The following is a 15,212-nucleotide window of genomic DNA, read 5'->3' as shown; positions in this document are numbered from 1 at the left end:
GCAACCCACTGGCTCACCTGCGGTGTCCGAGGAGCGCGAAGACCACCGTGCGCTCCCGCTCGGACCACTCGTCGTCCAGCTCGACTGCCTGCAACAACGTGCGTTCCACGGTGTATCCGCCCTCGTCCAGGGCGCGGCTGACGGCTTCGGCCTCGTCCCGGTTCGCGGCGCTCGCGGCGATTCGCTCCGGCCGGCGCGCGGCGCAGGCGGCGACGACCTCCGGTCCGCCGCCTCCGATGCGCACGATGTCCGGTTCCGGAAGGTCCTCCAGCACGTGCGGGGCCTGGCCGTGGACGACCCGGACCTGCACCCCGAAGTCCCGTGCGGTGTCCTCGATCCGGTCGCACGCCGCGGCGTCGGCCTCCACCGCGATGACGGCCGCGCCGAACCGCGCCGCCTCCACGGCGACGGCCCCGCCGCCGGCGCCGATGTCCCAGAGCAGGTCGCCGGCTCGCGGCCCGAGCCGGGCCAGTTGCAGGGCGCGCAGCTGCGCCGGGCCGTCCCCGGGCACGTACCGCTCGGCGGGCAGCGCCCAGCCCCGTACGCGGTCGGACGAGTCGGGGTCCCCGCCGGCGAGCCAGCCGGCCTGCGCGGCGGCGGCCGGAACCGGAACATGGGCGGGGGCGGCGGCCGGGGCGGCACCGACGACGAGGACGACGTTGGGGTCCCGCCAGGTGTGGTCGGCCACCTTGTCGGAGGTGAGCACGGTGACCTGCTCGTGCTCGGTGCCGAGGGCCTCGCAGATCACGAAGGTGCGGTGCTCGTCGCCGAGCAGCAGGGCGAGTTCGGCCGGCCCGGCACCGGGGGTCGTCAGCACGGCGACCTTGGGGTGGGCGCGGCAGACGTTGACGGCCCGCCGCAGGGTACGGGTGTGCGCGACGACCACCCGGGCGTCGTCCCAGGGCATCCCGGCCCGGGCGAAGGCCTGGGCGACCGAGGAGACGCCGGGGACGACCTCGACCTCCAGCCCGTACTCGGGGGTGCGCAAGGCGCGGACGACGCCGAAGAAGCCGGGGTCGCCGTCGGCGAGGACGACCGCGGTGCCGCGGTGCCGCGCGATGCGGCGGGCGGCCAGGTCGATGCTGCCCAGTACGATCCGCTCGGCGTCCTCCGGCACGAACGGCAGTGCCAGGTGGTGCCGGGTCCCGGCCACCAGGGTGGCGGCCGACAGCGCGGAGCGCGCTGCCTCGCCCGGTGGTGAGCCGTCCCACCCGATCACGGTGACGCGGTCGGCCATCGTCGTCCTGCCTCCTGGGCGCGTCGCGGTGTGGTGCCCGGGGGTGAGGTGATCCCGGGGTGTGCACAGTACCCCGGCCAGGATCTTGCGCTAGCGGGTGCTCACTGCCAGTCGGCGTACGCCGCGTAGTCGGAGCCGTCGGCGGACTCCTCCGCGAGGCCGTCGAGGTCCTCCGGGAGCAGGCTCCAGACGATCAGGTCGGTGCGGATCTCCTCCCAGCGGCCGCCCTCCGTCTGCGTGCGGACCAGGCCGGCGTTGCGGAGCACGCCCTCGCTGATGCAGCCGATCTTCTGCGCGACCTGCTGCGAGGCGGCGTTGTCGGCGGCGGTGCGCAGCTCCAGGCGCTCGAACTTCTGGTCGTCGAAGAGCCACTGGGCGGTGGCCTGGACGGCCTCCGCCGCGTAGCCCTCGCCGCGCGCCCAGGGGGCGATCATGTAGCCCGCCTCGCTGCTGCGGATGCGCCAGTCGGTGCGCTGCAGGTGGACGGTGCCGACCAGCCGCTGGGTGAGGAACTCGGTGACGGCGAGCACGATGCCGCGGCCTTCCGCGCGCTCCGCGGGGGCGAACCCGGCGATGAAGGAGCGGGCCTCCGCCTCGGTGTAGGGATACGGCACGGAGGTCCAGGCGATCACGGACTCGTCGTTCATCATCTCCGCCAGGGCGGGGATGTCGGACTCCTCGTAGGCGCGCAGCACCAGCCGCTCCGTACTGATCGAGATCTCCGGGAAGCTGGTCATTCGACGCTCCGTAGCCAGGGCATGTGTGAAGTGCACAGCATGCAACATCCACCGGGTCACCGCAGGACCGGGTCGCCGCGGGGGCCTGCGCGGCCGTCGCCCCAGCGTACGTGCAACCATCCGCACGACGGGAGCAGTTGGTGTGCTGTTCCCCGGCTTTTCCGCAGGTCCGCTACGCCTGTGGTCATACGGTCCTGCTACCGTCTGCCCGCGTGACGGTGCACCACGCAGCAGGAGTCGGATATCAGCGGGCCGCGGGTGTGTACGAGCGGTCGCGACCCTCGTACCCCATGGCGGCCCTGGCCGAGTTGGCGGACGCGCTGCCCCTCGAGGCGGGCCGCACGGTGGTCGACCTGGGCGCCGGCACCGGCAAGTTCACCCGTCTGCTGGCGCTGACCGGCGCCGAGGTGATCGCGGTCGAGCCGGTGACGGAGATGCGGGAGCGGCTGGCGGAGCTGCTGCCGGGGGTGCGGGTGTCGGCCGGGACGGCCGAGGCCACGGGCCTGCCGGACGGGTGCGCGGACGCGGTGGTGGCCGCGCAGTCCTGGCACTGGTTCCAGGAGGAGGAGGCCCTGGCGGAGGTCGAGCGCCTGCTGCGGCCGGGCGGTTCGCTGGCACTGGTGTGGAACACCTACGACACCTCGGTCCCCTGGGTGCGGGACTACCAGGACATCGTCTTCCGGCTCGCGCCGCGTGACCTGCCGAGCCCTCTGGACGACGGCTGGCGCAAGGCCTTCACCGGCCGCCGGGGCTGGTCGCGGGTGCACGAGCGGCACTGGCCGAACCTGCACTCCACGACGGTCTCGGACGTGGTGGAGCGGATGACGTCCTCCAGCCACATCGCGGTGATGGACCCGGCGGAGCAGGAGCGGGTGCTGGCCGAGGTGGAGGCGGTGCTGGCCGGGCACGACGCCACGCGCGGCAAGGACGCCGTGGACATGCCCTACACGACGGACGTGTACTGGGTGCGGCGGCGCTGATCTCGCGGGTCTGTCGGTGGCGCCGTGTTGAATGGGCGCATGGACGCGGACCGGATGAGGGACTTCTGCCTCGGTTTCAGCGGCGCGGTGGAGGAGAACCCCTTCCCGCGCGACCCGGAGGTGACCGTCTTCAAGGTCGGCGGGAGGATCTTCGCGATCAGCGCGCTGGGGGGCGAGCCGCTGAAGGTGAGCCTGAAGTGCGAGCCCGACCTCGCGGTGCGGCTGCGGGCGGAGCATGCGGCGGTCGCGCCCGGTTGGCACCTGAACAAGCGCCACTGGAACACGGTGACGCTGGACGGCTCGCTGCCCGACGCGTTGGTGTGCGAGCTGGTCGAGGACTCGTACGACCTGGTCGTGGCACGGCTCCCGCGCGCGCAGCAGCTGCGGCTGGACTGGCCGGGGGCGGCGGGGAGCGGGGCGCGGTGAACGCGCTGCCCGCCCCCCGCCCGGGCCCGGCGGGTCAGAAGGAGGGGATGACGGAGCCGGCGTACTTGTCCTCGATGAACTTCTTCACCTCGGGCGAGGTGAGCAGCTTCTTGAGCTTCAGCACGCGCGGGTCCTTCTCGTCGCCCTCCTTGACGGCGAGGAAGTTGCCGTAGGGGTTGTTGTCGGCGGACTCCAGCACCAGGGCGTCCTCGGCGGGCTTGAGGCCCGCGGAGATGGCGTAGTTGCCGTTGATGACGGCGGCGTCGACGTCCTGCAGGGAGCGCGGCAGCTGGGCGGCCTCCAGCTCCTTGAACTTCAGGTTCTTGGGGTTGGCGGTGATGTCGGCGGGGGTGGCCTCGTTGCCGACGCCCTCCTTGAGGGTGATCAGGCCGTTGGCGGCGAGCAGCTTGAGGCCGCGGGCCTCGTTCACCGCGTCGTTGGCGACGGCTATCGTGGCGCCGTTCTTGATCGCGTCGGCCGACTTCAGCTTGTCGGAGTACAGGCCCAGCGGCTCCAGGTGCACCGTGACGACGGGCACGATGTGGGTGCCCTTCTTCTTGTTGAAGTCGTCCAGGTAGGGCTGGTTCTGGAAGTAGTTGGCGTCGACGGAGCCGTCCTCGGTGGCGGTGTTCGGCGTCACGTAGTCGCTGAACTCCTTCACCTCGAGCTTGAGCCCGGCCTTGGCCGCCAGGTTGTCCTTGACGAAGTTGAGGATCTCCGCGTGCGGGACGGGGCTCGCGGCGACGACGAGCGGGTCGCTCGCGCTGTCCTTCTTCGAGCCGGAGTCCGCGCCGCAGGCGGTCAGGCCGAGGGTGAGGCCGGCGGCGGCGAGGACGGCGGTCGTGATCTTGATGCTGGTACGCACGAAAAGTGCCTTTCTGGAACGGTGTTGCGTTGCGGTGTCAGGAGGCTTCGGGGGTCGCGGCCGGGCGCAGCAGGCGCAGCCGGGGCGTGGTGGAGGTGCGGCCGCGGTGCGAGGCGCCGCGGGCGGCGAGGTCGCCGGCGAGCTGGACGGCGGTCACGATGACGATCAGCACGCCGATCGTGACGAGCATCAGGGAGGTCTCGAAACGCTGGTAGCCGTAGCGGATGGCGAGGTCGCCGAGGCCGCCGCCGCCGATGGTGCCGGCCATGGCGGAGTAGCCGATGAGCGCGATCACGGTGGTGGTGAGCCCGGCGATCAGGGAGGGCAGCGACTCGGGCAGCAGGGCCTTGCGGACGACGGTCCAGGTGCTGCCGCCCATGGCCTGGACGGCCTCGACGAGTCCGTCGTCGACCTCGCGGACGGCGGTCTCCACCAGTCGCGCGAGGAACGGGATGGCGCCGATGGAGAGCGGGACGACCATGGCCTCGGCGCCGATGGTGGTGCCGATCACCCAGCGGGTGAAGGGCAGCACCGAGATCATCAGGATGAGGAAGGGCAGCGAGCGGCCGAGGTTCACGACCACGCCGACGACCTTGTTGACCGTGGCGTTGCGCAGCAGTCCGCCGCGGTCGGTCAGCACCAGCAGGACGCCCAGCGGGAGTCCCCCGGCCACCGCGATCAGGGTGGACCAGCCGACCATGATCAGGGTTTCCCAACAGGCCTGCGACAGCAGCGGCTGCATCTGCGACCAGCTCACTTCGCGGCCTCCTTGACCAGCTCGTCCCCGCCGACCGGGGCGACGTCGACCTGGAGGCCCTTCTCGCGCAGGAAGCCGATCGGCACCACGTTGTCCTCGAAGGCGCCGGGCAGCTCGATCCGCATCCGGCCGACCTGGCGGCCGCCGATGGTCTCCAGGGCGGCGCCGAGCACGGAGATGTCGATGTTGTAGGTGCGGGAGAGCTGGGAGATGACGGGCTCGGTGGCGGCCTCGCCGTGGAAGGTGAGGTCGACCACGGTGCGGTCGGCACCGGACGGCTCGCCGCCGACCGGGAAGAGTTCGTGGGCCAGTTCGGAGCCGGGCGTGGCGAGCAGGTCGGTGACCTTGCCGGATTCCACGATGCGGCCTCCCTTCATCAGCGCGGCGGAGTCGCAGATGGCCTTGACCACGTCCATCTCGTGGGTGATGAGCAGGATGGTCAGGCCGAGCTGCTGATTGAGTTCGCGCAGCAGCTGCAGGATGGAGCGGGTGGTCTCGGGGTCGAGCGCGGAGGTGGCCTCGTCGGAGAGCAGCACCTTGGGGTCGCCGGCCAGGGCGCGGGCGATGCCGACGCGCTGCTTCTGGCCGCCGGACAGCTGCGCCGGGAAGGCGCGGGCCTTGTCGGCGAGGCCGACCAGGTCGAGCAGTTCGACGGCCTTGCGGCGGCGCTCGCGGCCGGAGACGCCGAGGATCTCCAGCGGCAGCTCGACGTTGTCCTGGACGGTGCGCGAGGACAGCAGGTTGAAGTGCTGGAAGACCATGCCGATGCCCGTGCGGGCGGTCCGCAGCGCGGAACCCGCCCGGTCGGAGCGGCCGGCGAGCGCGGTCAGGTCCCGGCCGGCCACCTCGACGGTGCCCGACGTGGGCCGCTCCAGCAGGTTGACGCAGCGGATGAGCGTGCTCTTGCCGGCGCCGCTGCGACCGACGACGCCGTACACCTCACCCTCGCGGACGTGCAGATCGACGCCGTCGAGGGCCACCGTCTCCCGGTCACGGGAACGGTAGACCTTGGTCAGGCCCGTTGTGGTGATCACTGGATTTCCGTCACTGTCGAGTGCGCGGCGGACGAAAGCCGCACACGGGGCGTATGGACCGCGGACATGGCATGGCTGCGCCCCTCGGGGGGCGTGCGGGAGAGGTCAGCAGTGGGTGCCGGGCGGCTGGGGGTCGTGCGCCAGCCGGCAGCGGCGGAAGGTCTGCTGCAGTTCCAGGTCCATGGGGAGGTGCGATCCGTGGCAGGAGGGGCGGGTCTCGCTTCGGGGCGCGAGACTCAGATGGCGTGGGCCCTCAGCGTGCACACATTCGACACATACGACGAACACCGGGCGTCATCGCCTCGGTCGCGCGGCAGCGGCGGTTCGTCGTGGTCATGCGCACCAGTAAAGCAGACGCCCGTATGGCGTACCAATATGCGATCCGACAGTCCGGAATGTGGACACCCAGGGGGCGGGGACCCGGCGATTCCCGCCCGTAATAGAGTCGCGCCATGCTCGACGCGCTCACGATCGTGGTCTCGGCCACGGCGCTGCTCCTGGCCTCCTGGTGCGGTTACGCGGCCTTCCGCGACCAGCCCACCAAGGACTGGCACTTCATCGGCATGGCCCTGGTGGCCGTGCTGGCGCTGGTCCAGCTGGTGATAGGTGTGGTCAAGCTCACCGGCGGTGAGAAGCCGGTGGACGGCACGACGATCTTCGTGGCGTACCTGATCGGCGCGGCCTGCACCGTCCCGGCGGCGGGCTTCATGTCGCTGTCCGAGCGGACCCGCTGGGGCTCGGCGATCGTGGCCGCGGGCGGGGTGATCCTGGCCGTGCTCGAGGTGCGGCTCCACGACATCTGGGGAGGCGTCAGTGCCTGAGACCGCGAAGGGCACCACTGCGCCGGCCGCCGCCGAGCGCGGGATCGGCCGCGGGCCGGGCAGGCTGCTGCTCTCCCTGTACGGGGTCTTCACCGTCGCCGCGCTCTCCCGCGCGGTCGTGCAGATCAGCCTGCAGTTCGACGAGGCGCCGCTGGCCTACCTGCTCTCGCTGCTGGCGGGCGTCCTCTACGCGGTGATCACGGTGGCCCTGTGGCGGGGCGGCGAGGGCGCGCGGAAGGTGGCGCTGGTCAGCTGCACCCTCGAACTGGTCGGCGTGCTGACCGTGGGCACGCTGACGCTGGTCGACTCCGGGGCGTTCCCGGACCAGACCGTGTGGTCCGACTACGGCATGGGCTACCTGTTCCTGCCCGTCGTCGTGCCGGTGACCGGCCTGCTGTGGCTGCGCCGGCAGGCACGGCCACAGCAGGACCGATGATCCTGACGCGGGATCAGGCGCTCGCGGCGTAGGTCTCGGGCCGGTCGGCCGGCTTCTCCATGTGCACCAGGCTCAGTTGCCGGGTGACCGGTTCGACGCTGCCCACCTGCGCGTAGCCCAGCTTGCGGTACAGCCGCAGGTTGAAGTCGCTGCGGTGACCGGTGAAGAGCCGGTAGCGCTTGGCCTCGCTCTCCGCGGCCAGCCGCTCCTCGATGGCCCGCAGCAGACGGCCGCCGAGTCCGTGCCGCTGCATGCGGGGGTGGACGATCAGCTTGGCGATCCGCGCGGTGCCGTCCTCGTCCACGGAACCGCGGACCGAACCCACCACCTCCTCGCCGAGCCGGGCCACCACCACGACCCCGCCCTCGAGTTCGGCGCGCAGCGCGTCGAGGGTCTGGGTCAGCGGTTCTATGCCGTAGTCCCCGTACAGTGCGGCTTCGTCCTGGTAGCAGAGGTACTGCAGTTTGAGGATCTTCTCGGCGTCGTCGCCGGTCGCCGCAGAGATGGTCACGCTCATGCCCATGTGCGCTGGCCTCTCCTTCGAGTCCGCCCGGGCCGCGGGGGGTGAGGGTGCGGCGCGGGACGTTGCCCTGAATCGTTTCCCGGAAGGCGGCGCGGCCGTGCACAAGCGTCCATACGCCGACTGTTTACGGTGCATTACCCCGTCGTACGGGTGATGCAACCCCGGTTGCGAGGATCGTACGCAGGCAACTCAGGCACCGGGAACGCATCGGCCCGAGGCTGCCCTGTGAGATTCCCAACTCCCGGGAGATTTCCCGGTAAGTGGGGTCGGAACGGGAGATCAGGGCGGATACCAGCTCGGGACAGCGCCCGGGCAGCCGGCGTGCGGCGGCCAGCAGGGTGCGCCGCTGCTCGGCGGCGAGCACCTGCTGTTCGGTGCTCGGCGGGGCCGCGGCGGCGGGGTGGCGGCCGGGGCCGTACGGCGTCTCCCGGCGGGCCCGGCGCACGGCGAGGCGGGCTTCGGCCCGCACCGCCCGGCGCAGCCAGCGGGCGGGGTCGGCGGGCGGCTCGGGGAGCTCCAGCAACCGCAGCCACACGGACTGTTCGAGGTCGGCCGCCTCGATGCAGGCGGGGACCGACTCGGCCGCGGCCTCGGCGGCGAGCAGCGGTCGGATGGCGGTCAGTTCTTGGTGTCGTACGCGCGGGGTCATGCCCGCCGGGACACCCGTGCCGCGCCGGGTGGTTGCCCCCTGGCGGGGGAACCACCCGTGCGCGGGAGCGGATCACCTCGTGTTGACGATCACTTCCGGCCGAGGAAATCCGCGCGGGCCAGGAGCGCGGTGTCGCAGTTGTCCGAGAAGATGCCGTCGATGCCCTGCTCGAAGTAGACCTTGAAGGCGCCGAAGGCGTCTCCGTAGGCGTTGGGGTCCGTGCCGACCCGGAAGTCGGCCGGCAGGAAGCTGTTCTCGTTGCGCATCGTGTAGGGGTGCAGGATCAGCCCGGCCTTGTGGGCGTCGCGCACCAGCGTGGTGGGCGTGCCGAGCTTGCCGGCCGCGTCGCGCGGGATGATCAGGTTCAGCGTGGGGCCGATGCCCTGGGCGAAGCCGGCGATCCACTTCAGGCCGGCCGGGGTGACGAGGTCGGCGACCGTGCGCGGGTCCCCGGCGGCGACGAAGTCGTACGGACGGGTGGTCGCCGCGTCCAGCAGGACGACCTTGGGGTTGCGCAGGCCGAGCGCGCCGAGCCGCTGGATGCTGCCGGGCTCGAAGGACTGCAGGAACAGCGGGGAGTTGCGCTTGTCGCGGCCGTAGCGGCGCAGCAGCTTGGCGAGCCGCTCCTCCAGGCCCAGGCCGATGCCGCGGAAGTAGGTGGGGTGCTTGGTCTCGACGTGCAGCCAGACCGCCTTGCCGCGCTTGCGGCCCTGCTCGTCGGCCCAGCGCAGCACCTCCTCGAAGGTGGGCACCTCCCAGTGGCCGTCGTAGAGGGTGTTGCGCTGCCGCTGTGCGGGCAGGCGCTCGACCGCGCGCAGGGTCTTGAGCTCGGCGAGGGTGAAGTCCTCGGTGAACCAGCCGGTGGTGGCGACCCCGTCGATGGTCTTGGTGGTCCTGCGGGAGGCGAACTCGGGGTGGGCGGCGACGTCCGTGGTGCCGCCGATCTCCGGCTCGTGGCGGCAGACGAGGTGCCCGTCCTTGGTGGGGACGACGTCCTGCTCGATGACGTCGGCGCCGAGGTCCAGGGCGAGCTGGTACGAGCCCAGGGTGTGCTCGGGGCGGTAGCCGCTCGCACCGCGGTGGCCGACGACGGTCGGGACCGGCAGCGGGAGGACGGGGACGGAGCCGTGAGAGGAGCCGTGCGAGGAGTCCCGCTCGCCGGCCGCGGCGGTGCCCGCGCCGCCGAGCACGGTGACGCCGGCGCCGAGCGCCGCGGCCCCGATCAGTGCCCGGCGCCCGGGCCCCCTGCGCTGCTCCGGGCCGCCCTGCTGCTCGTGCGTCATGTGCGCTCCCTCGTGTCGGCCGAACGTCTGTCCGGACCCTGCCAAGCGACGCGCGCATCGTAGGCGGGCCGGTGTTGCCGTCGGGCGGCGAGCGACGGAACGCGACGGAAACGCAGATCAACAATGCGTACCGGTCGTGTGAACCCGGTGTGCGTGTCGCGACGTGGCGGAAGTATCGTCCTCACCGGGGGAGGCGCACACTGGTGGGCGAACCCCCGCGGGCGTCCGGCCGGACTCCCGCCGACCACGACCGGAGGACCCGTTGTTCCGCATCATCCTCAAGGCACTGCTCGGAGCACTGATGCGCGTCCTGTTCCGCCCCAGGGTCGAGGGAGCGGAGCACATCCCGGGCGACGGTCCCGTGATCCTCGCCGGCAACCACGTCACGTTCATCGACTCTATGTTCCTGTCCCTGGTCGTGAAGCGTCAGGTCTTCTTCATCGGCAAGGACGAGTACGTCACCACCCCCGGGATCAAGGGCCGGCTGATGGCCGCCTTCTTCACCTCCGTCGGCATGATCCCCGTGGACCGCGACGGCGGTCACGGCGGCGTCGCCGCGCTCATGACCGGTCGTCGCATCCTGGACGAGGGCAGGGTCTTCGGCATCTACCCCGAAGGCACCCGCTCCCCCGACGGCCGTCTCTACCGCGGCCGCACGGGCGTGTCGCGGCTGGCGCTGATGACGGGGGCGCCGGTCGTCCCGTTCGCGATGGTGGGCACCGAGCGGATCCAGCCGGGCGGCGCCGGCGTCCCGCGGGTGCACCGCTTCACCGTCCGCTTCGGCAAGCCGCTGGAGTTCTCCCGCTACGAGGGCATGGACCGCGACCGCTACGTGCTGCGCGCCGTCACCGACGAGGTGATGAGCCACGTGATGAGGCTGTCCGGCCAGGAGTACGTGGACATCTACGCCACGAAGGCGAAGGCGTCCAAGGCCGCGGACCACGCGACGGCGGCGTAACACCCCCGTACCCCTTCCCCGCCCACGCGCCCTTTCCGCCCCCGCTCACAGGCGCGGCATCCGGCCGACCGGCCCGTTGCCCGCGGGCGTCCGTGCCGAGGCGAGCACGACCTCGCCGCGCGGGCCGCGGGAGATCTGGCCGATGCTCGCCGACAGGTCGGCCTCCATCCCCCCGGGGAGTTTGAGCCGGATCAGCACCGGCAGCAGGAACCCGACCGCGATGAGCCCGGCCAGCACCGGCGTCAGCGTCGTGAGCATCACGGCGGTGACGTGGTGCTTCCACAGGAAGTCCACCCAGGCCGCGGCGAGGACGGCGGTCGCCACGAGCACCAGCACCGCGCTGCTCAGCCGGCTTCCCCGGGCGGCCCGGGCGTCCTCCTCCAGCAGCCGCAGCGCCCGCTCCGCGTCCTGGTGCGCCGGGTCGAGGCGGCGGCAGCGGGTCAGGAAGCGCCGGGCCCGGCTCCGGTGGAGCAGTTTCAGCCGGACGTCCACGGTCTGCGTGCCCAGGCGCTGCTCCACGACACCGGCCACGAAGTGCGGTTCGGCCTCGCGCTCGGCCAGCCGGATCGCGGCCCGGGCCTCCACGCCCGCGTCGTGGTAGCGGTCGGCGCTCTGCTCGGCGTCGCCGGCCTGCACCAGCAGGCGCGCGAGCGCGAGCCGCAGCTGCCACTGCGGCTGGTCCCGCACCCCGCGCCGGCCCAGTACACGCCGCAGTTCCTCCTCGGCGGCGCCGAGGTCCCCCGCACCCTCCGCCAGCGCCACCGCTAGCCCGAGGGCCGCGCTGCCGCTGTCCGGATCCACCGCGACGGCCCGGCGGAACTCGCCGGCCGCCTCCGCCAGTGTGGCGTCGCCTCCGCCCTCCCGAGCCCGGTGCAGTGCCAGGCTGCCCAGTTCGACGTGGGCCTGCACGTCGTACCAGTCCAGTTCCACGGCCCGCCGCAGCACGGTCTCGGCCTCCGTGTACCGGCCGAGCTGCACGTGGAGCGCGCCCAGTTCGGTGTGGGAACGCCCGTACGGGTCCAGTTCCACGGCCCGGGCGAAGTGCCGCTCGGCGGCGGCAGGCTCCCCACGCCGGTGCGCGATCAGCCCGAGGCAGGTGTGGGCGACGGCGTTGCGCGGGTCCTCACGGCTGACGGCACGGCAGTGGGCGGCCGCCTCGGCGAGGCGCTCGTCCGCCCGCGGGCCGCCGGGGGCGAGGTCCGCCAGGCGCACCAGCGACCAGGCACGGCCGACCCGGAAGTCGTGGTCGTGCGGCCACTGCCGCAGGATCTCCGCGAAGGCGTCCACCGCGTCCAGCGGACGCTGGTCCATCAGCGCGACCCAGCCGGTCGCGGCACGGGCCTCGGCCCGGCCGAGGGGACCGGGCGCGGACTCCAGCAACTCGTCCAGGACCCGCCGGGCCGTGGTGTGGTCGCCGCGCTCCGCGTGCACCGCCGCCAGCTCGAACCGGATGGACGTCAGGTGCGGGCGGCCTCGGGTGAACTCCTCGACGCAGCTCTCGGCCTCGTCCAGGCTGCCGCATTCGCGCAGTGCGGTGGCCCGCTGGTCGTGGGCGGCCACGCTGTACGGGTCGTCGGCCAGGGCGCGTTCGCACTGGGCCAGGGCCTCGTCGTACCGGTGCTGCTCGCGGAGCACGGCGGCCAGCCGGCACCGCACGGACACCGCGTCCGGGACCCGGCCGAGCAGCGCCTCCGCGGCCTGCTCCGCCTCCTGGAAACGGCCCAGCCCGGCCAGGGTGCCGACCAGCAGCCGGCACGCCCACTCGTGGTCCGGTTCGAGCTGCAGGGCCCGCCGGAGGTGGGGCAGTGCCTCCTCACGGCGGTAGGTGCCGGCGAGCACCTGGGCGGTCGCGACGTGCGCGGCGGCGATCTCCGGGTGGCTGCCGCGCGCCCGGCGCGCCACGGCCTCCGCCTCGTTCCACCGCCGCAGCGCGCACAGCACCTCCACCTTGAAGGTCAGCGTGCGGACGCGGTCGGGCCGCAGGGCGAGGGCGCGGTCGACGCTCTCCAGGCACTCCGCGTCCCTGTCCTGGTCCCACAGGCAGTAGGCCAGATCCATGTGGGCGTCCGGCGCCGTGGGACGGCGTTCGACGCTGCGCCGCAGCACCTGCTCCGCCTCGTCCCAGCGCCGTGACCGGCGCAGGACCCAGGCCAGCAGAGCCACGGCGTCGGAGGCGTCGTCGGTGAGTTCGCCGGCGCGCCGGGCGAACGGCAGCGCGTCGCCGGGGCGTTCCATCGCCGAGTACAGCCGGCCCACGGCGATCAAGACGTCCGGGTCCTCGGGCCGCAGCCCGGCGGCCTCCTCCGCGGCCCGCTCGGCTTCGTCCCAGCGCGCGAGCTTCCGCAGCACGGAGAGTCTGCCGAGCAGCGCGTCACGGTCGTCCGGTTCACGCCGCAGCGCCTCTTCGTACGCCGTGCACTCCTCTGCCGGGCGGTCCAGCTGGCCGAAGAGCCGGGCGAGCACGCAGGGGCCCGCCGCCGAAAGGGGCGGCGACGCGGCGGCGGCCCGGCGCGCGGCGGACTCGGCCGCGGGCCCGTCTCCGCGGCCGAGGTGCACCAGGGTGAGCAGTTCCAGCGCCTCGGCGTCGTCCGGACGCAGGCGCAGGCACTCCTCGGCCGCGGCCAAGGCCTCATCGTGGTCGTCCCGCCCCAGGGCCGTCCTGGCACGGTGGGCGGCCACGACGTCGGCGGGTACGCCGCGGCGCGCGGCCTCCTCCAGGGCGGTCTCGGCCTCGTCCCACCGTTCCGCCTCCCGGAGGCCGTCGAGCCGCGCGCCGTGCACCTCCTCCGAGTGGCCGTCGAGCAGCAGGGCGCGGTCGACGACGGCCAGTGCCTCGCCGGTGCGCCCCGCGGCGAACAGGACCGTCGCCAGGAGGGCGTGGGCCTCGGGGTCGCCGGCGGCGGCCTCGGCACACTCCCGGGCGGCGGCCTCGGCGTCGGCGAGACGTCCGAGCCCGCGCAGGGACCGCACGCGCAGGCGGGCCGCGAAGCGTCGTCCCGGTTCCGCCCGCAGCGCGGCCTCGCACTCCTCCAGGGCCCGCGCGTACTGCTCCCGCCCGTAGGACAGGCAGGCCTGTTCCTCCAGGAGCAAGCCCTCCAGGTGGCCTGTGCGGTCCGCGGCGCGCAGCGAGGCGATCATGTCCGCCGCGTCGTCCCAGCGGTGGGCGCTGCGCAGCAGGGCCAGGGCACGCTCGATCAGGGAGGTGTCGCCGGGGTCGAGCTCCCTGGCGCGTGCCAGGGCGGCGAGCGCCTCGTCGTACCGGGCGGCCACGCCCAGGGCCCAGGCGAGGCTCGCCAGTGCCTCCGGGTCGGCGGGCCGCAGCGCCGCCGCGTGCGCGACGGCCGCGACGGCCCCGTCCACGTCGCCGCCGCGCAGCAGCAGCTCGGCCCGGACGCCCAGCCCCCAGCCGGAGCAGGGATCGAGTGCCAGCGCCTCCTCGGTGAGGGCCAGGGCGCGGTCGGGTGCTCCGACGGCCAGCTCGGCGAGGGCCAGTTCGAGCCTGACGCCCGGCGAGTAACGGCACGCCCGCACCGCCCGCCGGCTCGTGGCCAGCGCTCCGGCCAGGTCGCCGCTCAGCCGCTGCACCGCGGCCTTGTACTCCCACGCGAGCCCCCAGTGCGGTTCGAGCGCCAGCGCCCGGTCGCAGGCCAGGGCCGCCTCGTCCCGACGACCGAGTTCGAGGAGGCAGCGGGCGTGTTCGACGTGCGCGTCGGGCCGGCGGCCGTACCGGGCCACGAGGCGCTCGGCAGCCTCCAGTGCGGCCCGGCCCGTCCCCCGACCGCTCTCGTACCTGGCCTCCGCCGTCAGTACGGCGATGTCGTCGCTGTCCAGGGAGCGGGCGGAGACCAGCTTGGCGTGGGCGACCTCGCCGCCGCTCCGGTTGGCCGCGATCCGAACGGCCGCGCTGCGGACCTCGACGGGGTCGGCGAGGCCGCGCTCGGCGTCCTCCAGGCCCCGCAGCGCGGCCGCGGCGTCGCCGAGCTCGACACGCGTCCACGCGGCGCCGATCCAACCCTCCGCGTGGCGCGGTCCGACGGAGGTGGCCCGCTCGAAGGCCGCCAGGGCCTCGTCCCAGCGGCAGGCGTTGTGGTGCAGCCAGCCCAGCGCGGTGTGGACGTCCACGGCCTCCGGGAGCCGAACCGCGGCCGCCGTGCCCTCGGCCAGGGCCTCGTCGCGGCGGCCCATGCGGTCGAGGGCCGCCACGCGCCACCCCGCCGCCGCGCCGCATTCCGGGTCATGGCGCAGGGCCGTGGCGAACTCCGTCAGCGCCGCCGAGTGTTCGTACTGCCGCAGCCGCAACCGGCCTCGCGCGACGTGCAGTCGGGCCGTTCGTGCCGGGTCGCCTTCCGCCCGGGCGAGTTCGGCGCCGATGAGGGCCTCGGCCTCCTCGTAGCGGCACTCGAGGGTGTGCTCCCTCAGGACGGCCAGGACGTCGGTGTCCTGGCCGGACTGTGCGTCCGTGCTCATGGCGCTCCCTCCCCCGCGGCGGGTACCGGCAGCATACGG

General features: G+C 73.3%; 14 protein-coding genes. 5 read left to right on the top strand and 9 right to left on the bottom strand.

The features are described 5' to 3' along the window. Positions 1-13 precede the first annotated feature (13 nt). Both cbiE and ACFV3E_RS09655 read right to left on the bottom strand, forming a co-directional pair. Entirely contained in the window at positions 14-1,237 is a 1,224-nt protein-coding gene (cbiE, locus tag ACFV3E_RS09660) for a precorrin-6y C5,15-methyltransferase (decarboxylating) subunit CbiE (RefSeq protein WP_500370518.1), read from the bottom strand. A 101-nt stretch (positions 1,238-1,338) separates the two neighbouring features. Continuing rightward, positions 1,339-1,974 (bottom strand): GNAT family N-acetyltransferase, encoded by a 636-nt coding sequence (locus tag ACFV3E_RS09655; RefSeq protein WP_500370517.1) that lies wholly within the window; start codon positions 1,972-1,974, stop codon positions 1,339-1,341. A 212-nt stretch (positions 1,975-2,186) separates the two neighbouring features. Here ACFV3E_RS09655 and ACFV3E_RS09650 point away from each other — a divergent pair, with 212 nt between their 5' ends. Further along, a complete protein-coding gene (locus ACFV3E_RS09650) occupies positions 2,187-2,954 on the top strand; it encodes a class I SAM-dependent methyltransferase (protein WP_500322380.1) in 768 nt (255 codons plus the stop codon). 39 nt (positions 2,955-2,993) lie between these two features. Beyond that, positions 2,994-3,380 carry an MmcQ/YjbR family DNA-binding protein gene (locus ACFV3E_RS09645; protein ID WP_500534184.1) on the top strand — a complete coding sequence of 129 codons (387 nt, stop codon included), beginning with the start codon at positions 2,994-2,996 and terminating at the stop codon, positions 3,378-3,380. Positions 3,381-3,414: 34 nt separating this feature from the next. Here the strand turns inward: ACFV3E_RS09645 and ACFV3E_RS09640 are convergent, their stop codons facing one another. Genes ACFV3E_RS09640 through ACFV3E_RS09630 form a run of 3 tightly spaced genes read right to left on the bottom strand, consistent with a single transcriptional unit; the run spans position 3,415 to position 6,036 of the window. Then, positions 3,415-4,245 carry a MetQ/NlpA family ABC transporter substrate-binding protein gene (locus tag ACFV3E_RS09640; protein WP_500370514.1) on the bottom strand — a complete coding sequence of 277 codons (831 nt, stop codon included), beginning with the start codon at positions 4,243-4,245 and terminating at the stop codon, positions 3,415-3,417. A 37-nt stretch (positions 4,246-4,282) separates the two neighbouring features. Next, a complete protein-coding gene (locus ACFV3E_RS09635) occupies positions 4,283-5,002 on the bottom strand; it encodes a methionine ABC transporter permease (RefSeq protein WP_500370513.1) in 720 nt (239 codons plus the stop codon). After that, positions 4,999-6,036: a methionine ABC transporter ATP-binding protein gene (locus ACFV3E_RS09630; protein ID WP_500534183.1), complete on the bottom strand. Its 1,038-nt coding sequence runs from the start codon at positions 6,034-6,036 to the stop codon at positions 4,999-5,001. The genes ACFV3E_RS09635 and ACFV3E_RS09630 overlap by 4 nt, the downstream gene beginning before the upstream one ends. Positions 6,037-6,488: 452 nt before the next feature. On the opposite strand from ACFV3E_RS09630, the gene ACFV3E_RS09625 reads away from it, so the two are divergent. Beyond that, the gene (locus tag ACFV3E_RS09625; RefSeq protein ID WP_500534182.1) at positions 6,489-6,857 is read left to right on the top strand and encodes a hypothetical protein; all 369 of its coding nucleotides are present in this window, start codon (positions 6,489-6,491) and stop codon (positions 6,855-6,857) included. Next, positions 6,850-7,293 carry a hypothetical protein gene (locus tag ACFV3E_RS09620; RefSeq protein WP_500534181.1) on the top strand — a complete coding sequence of 148 codons (444 nt, stop codon included), beginning with the start codon at positions 6,850-6,852 and terminating at the stop codon, positions 7,291-7,293. Before ACFV3E_RS09625 ends, ACFV3E_RS09620 begins: the two co-directional genes overlap by 8 nt. Before the next feature lie 13 nt (positions 7,294-7,306). On the opposite strand, the gene ACFV3E_RS09615 is transcribed toward ACFV3E_RS09620, so the two are convergent. The 3 genes from ACFV3E_RS09615 to ACFV3E_RS09605 form a co-directional block, all read right to left on the bottom strand. Continuing rightward, positions 7,307-7,816, bottom strand: coding sequence for a GNAT family N-acetyltransferase (locus ACFV3E_RS09615; RefSeq protein WP_500370507.1), 510 nt, complete (start codon positions 7,814-7,816; stop codon positions 7,307-7,309). 124 nt (positions 7,817-7,940) lie between these two features. Beyond that, positions 7,941-8,465, bottom strand: coding sequence for a sigma-70 family RNA polymerase sigma factor (locus ACFV3E_RS09610; protein WP_500534180.1), 525 nt, complete (start codon positions 8,463-8,465; stop codon positions 7,941-7,943). A gap of 89 nt (positions 8,466-8,554) precedes the next feature. Next, entirely contained in the window at positions 8,555-9,748 is a 1,194-nt protein-coding gene (locus ACFV3E_RS09605; RefSeq protein WP_500534179.1) for a glycerophosphodiester phosphodiesterase, read from the bottom strand. A 301-nt stretch (positions 9,749-10,049) separates the two neighbouring features. Here ACFV3E_RS09605 and ACFV3E_RS09600 point away from each other — a divergent pair, with 301 nt between their 5' ends. Continuing rightward, positions 10,050-10,706 (top strand): lysophospholipid acyltransferase family protein, encoded by a 657-nt coding sequence (locus ACFV3E_RS09600; RefSeq protein WP_500534268.1) that lies wholly within the window; start codon positions 10,050-10,052, stop codon positions 10,704-10,706. 45 nt (positions 10,707-10,751) lie between these two features. On the opposite strand, the gene ACFV3E_RS09595 is transcribed toward ACFV3E_RS09600, so the two are convergent. Further along, entirely contained in the window at positions 10,752-15,173 is a 4,422-nt protein-coding gene (locus ACFV3E_RS09595) for a tetratricopeptide repeat protein (RefSeq protein ID WP_500534178.1), read from the bottom strand. Positions 15,174-15,212: the final 39 nt, after the last annotated feature.

The organism is Streptomyces sp. NPDC059718, from assembly GCF_042733315.1.
GTDB lineage: Bacteria > Actinomycetota > Actinomycetes > Streptomycetales > Streptomycetaceae > Actinacidiphila.
The sequence above is the reverse complement of the archived record's forward strand: the minus strand, read 5'-3'. Positions and strand labels throughout refer to the sequence as shown.

Bases quoted from the DNA above. Each gene is read 5' to 3' on its own strand.
- cbiE (WP_500370518.1), bottom strand. From the start codon at position 1,237: ATGGCCGACCGCGTCACCGTGATCGGGTGGGACGGCTCACCACCGGGC.
- ACFV3E_RS09655 (WP_500370517.1), bottom strand. From the start codon at position 1,974: ATGACCAGCTTCCCGGAGATCTCGATCAGTACGGAGCGGCTGGTGCTG.
- ACFV3E_RS09645 (WP_500534184.1), top strand. From the start codon at position 2,994: ATGGACGCGGACCGGATGAGGGACTTCTGCCTCGGTTTCAGCGGCGCG.
- ACFV3E_RS09625 (WP_500534182.1), top strand. From the start codon at position 6,489: ATGCTCGACGCGCTCACGATCGTGGTCTCGGCCACGGCGCTGCTCCTG.
- ACFV3E_RS09615 (WP_500370507.1), bottom strand. From the start codon at position 7,816: ATGGGCATGAGCGTGACCATCTCTGCGGCGACCGGCGACGACGCCGAG.
- ACFV3E_RS09610 (WP_500534180.1), bottom strand. From the start codon at position 8,465: ATGACCCCGCGCGTACGACACCAAGAACTGACCGCCATCCGACCGCTG.
- ACFV3E_RS09605 (WP_500534179.1), bottom strand. From the start codon at position 9,748: ATGACGCACGAGCAGCAGGGCGGCCCGGAGCAGCGCAGGGGGCCCGGG.
- ACFV3E_RS09600 (WP_500534268.1), top strand. From the start codon at position 10,050: ATGCGCGTCCTGTTCCGCCCCAGGGTCGAGGGAGCGGAGCACATCCCG.
- ACFV3E_RS09595 (WP_500534178.1), bottom strand. From the start codon at position 15,173: ATGAGCACGGACGCACAGTCCGGCCAGGACACCGACGTCCTGGCCGTC.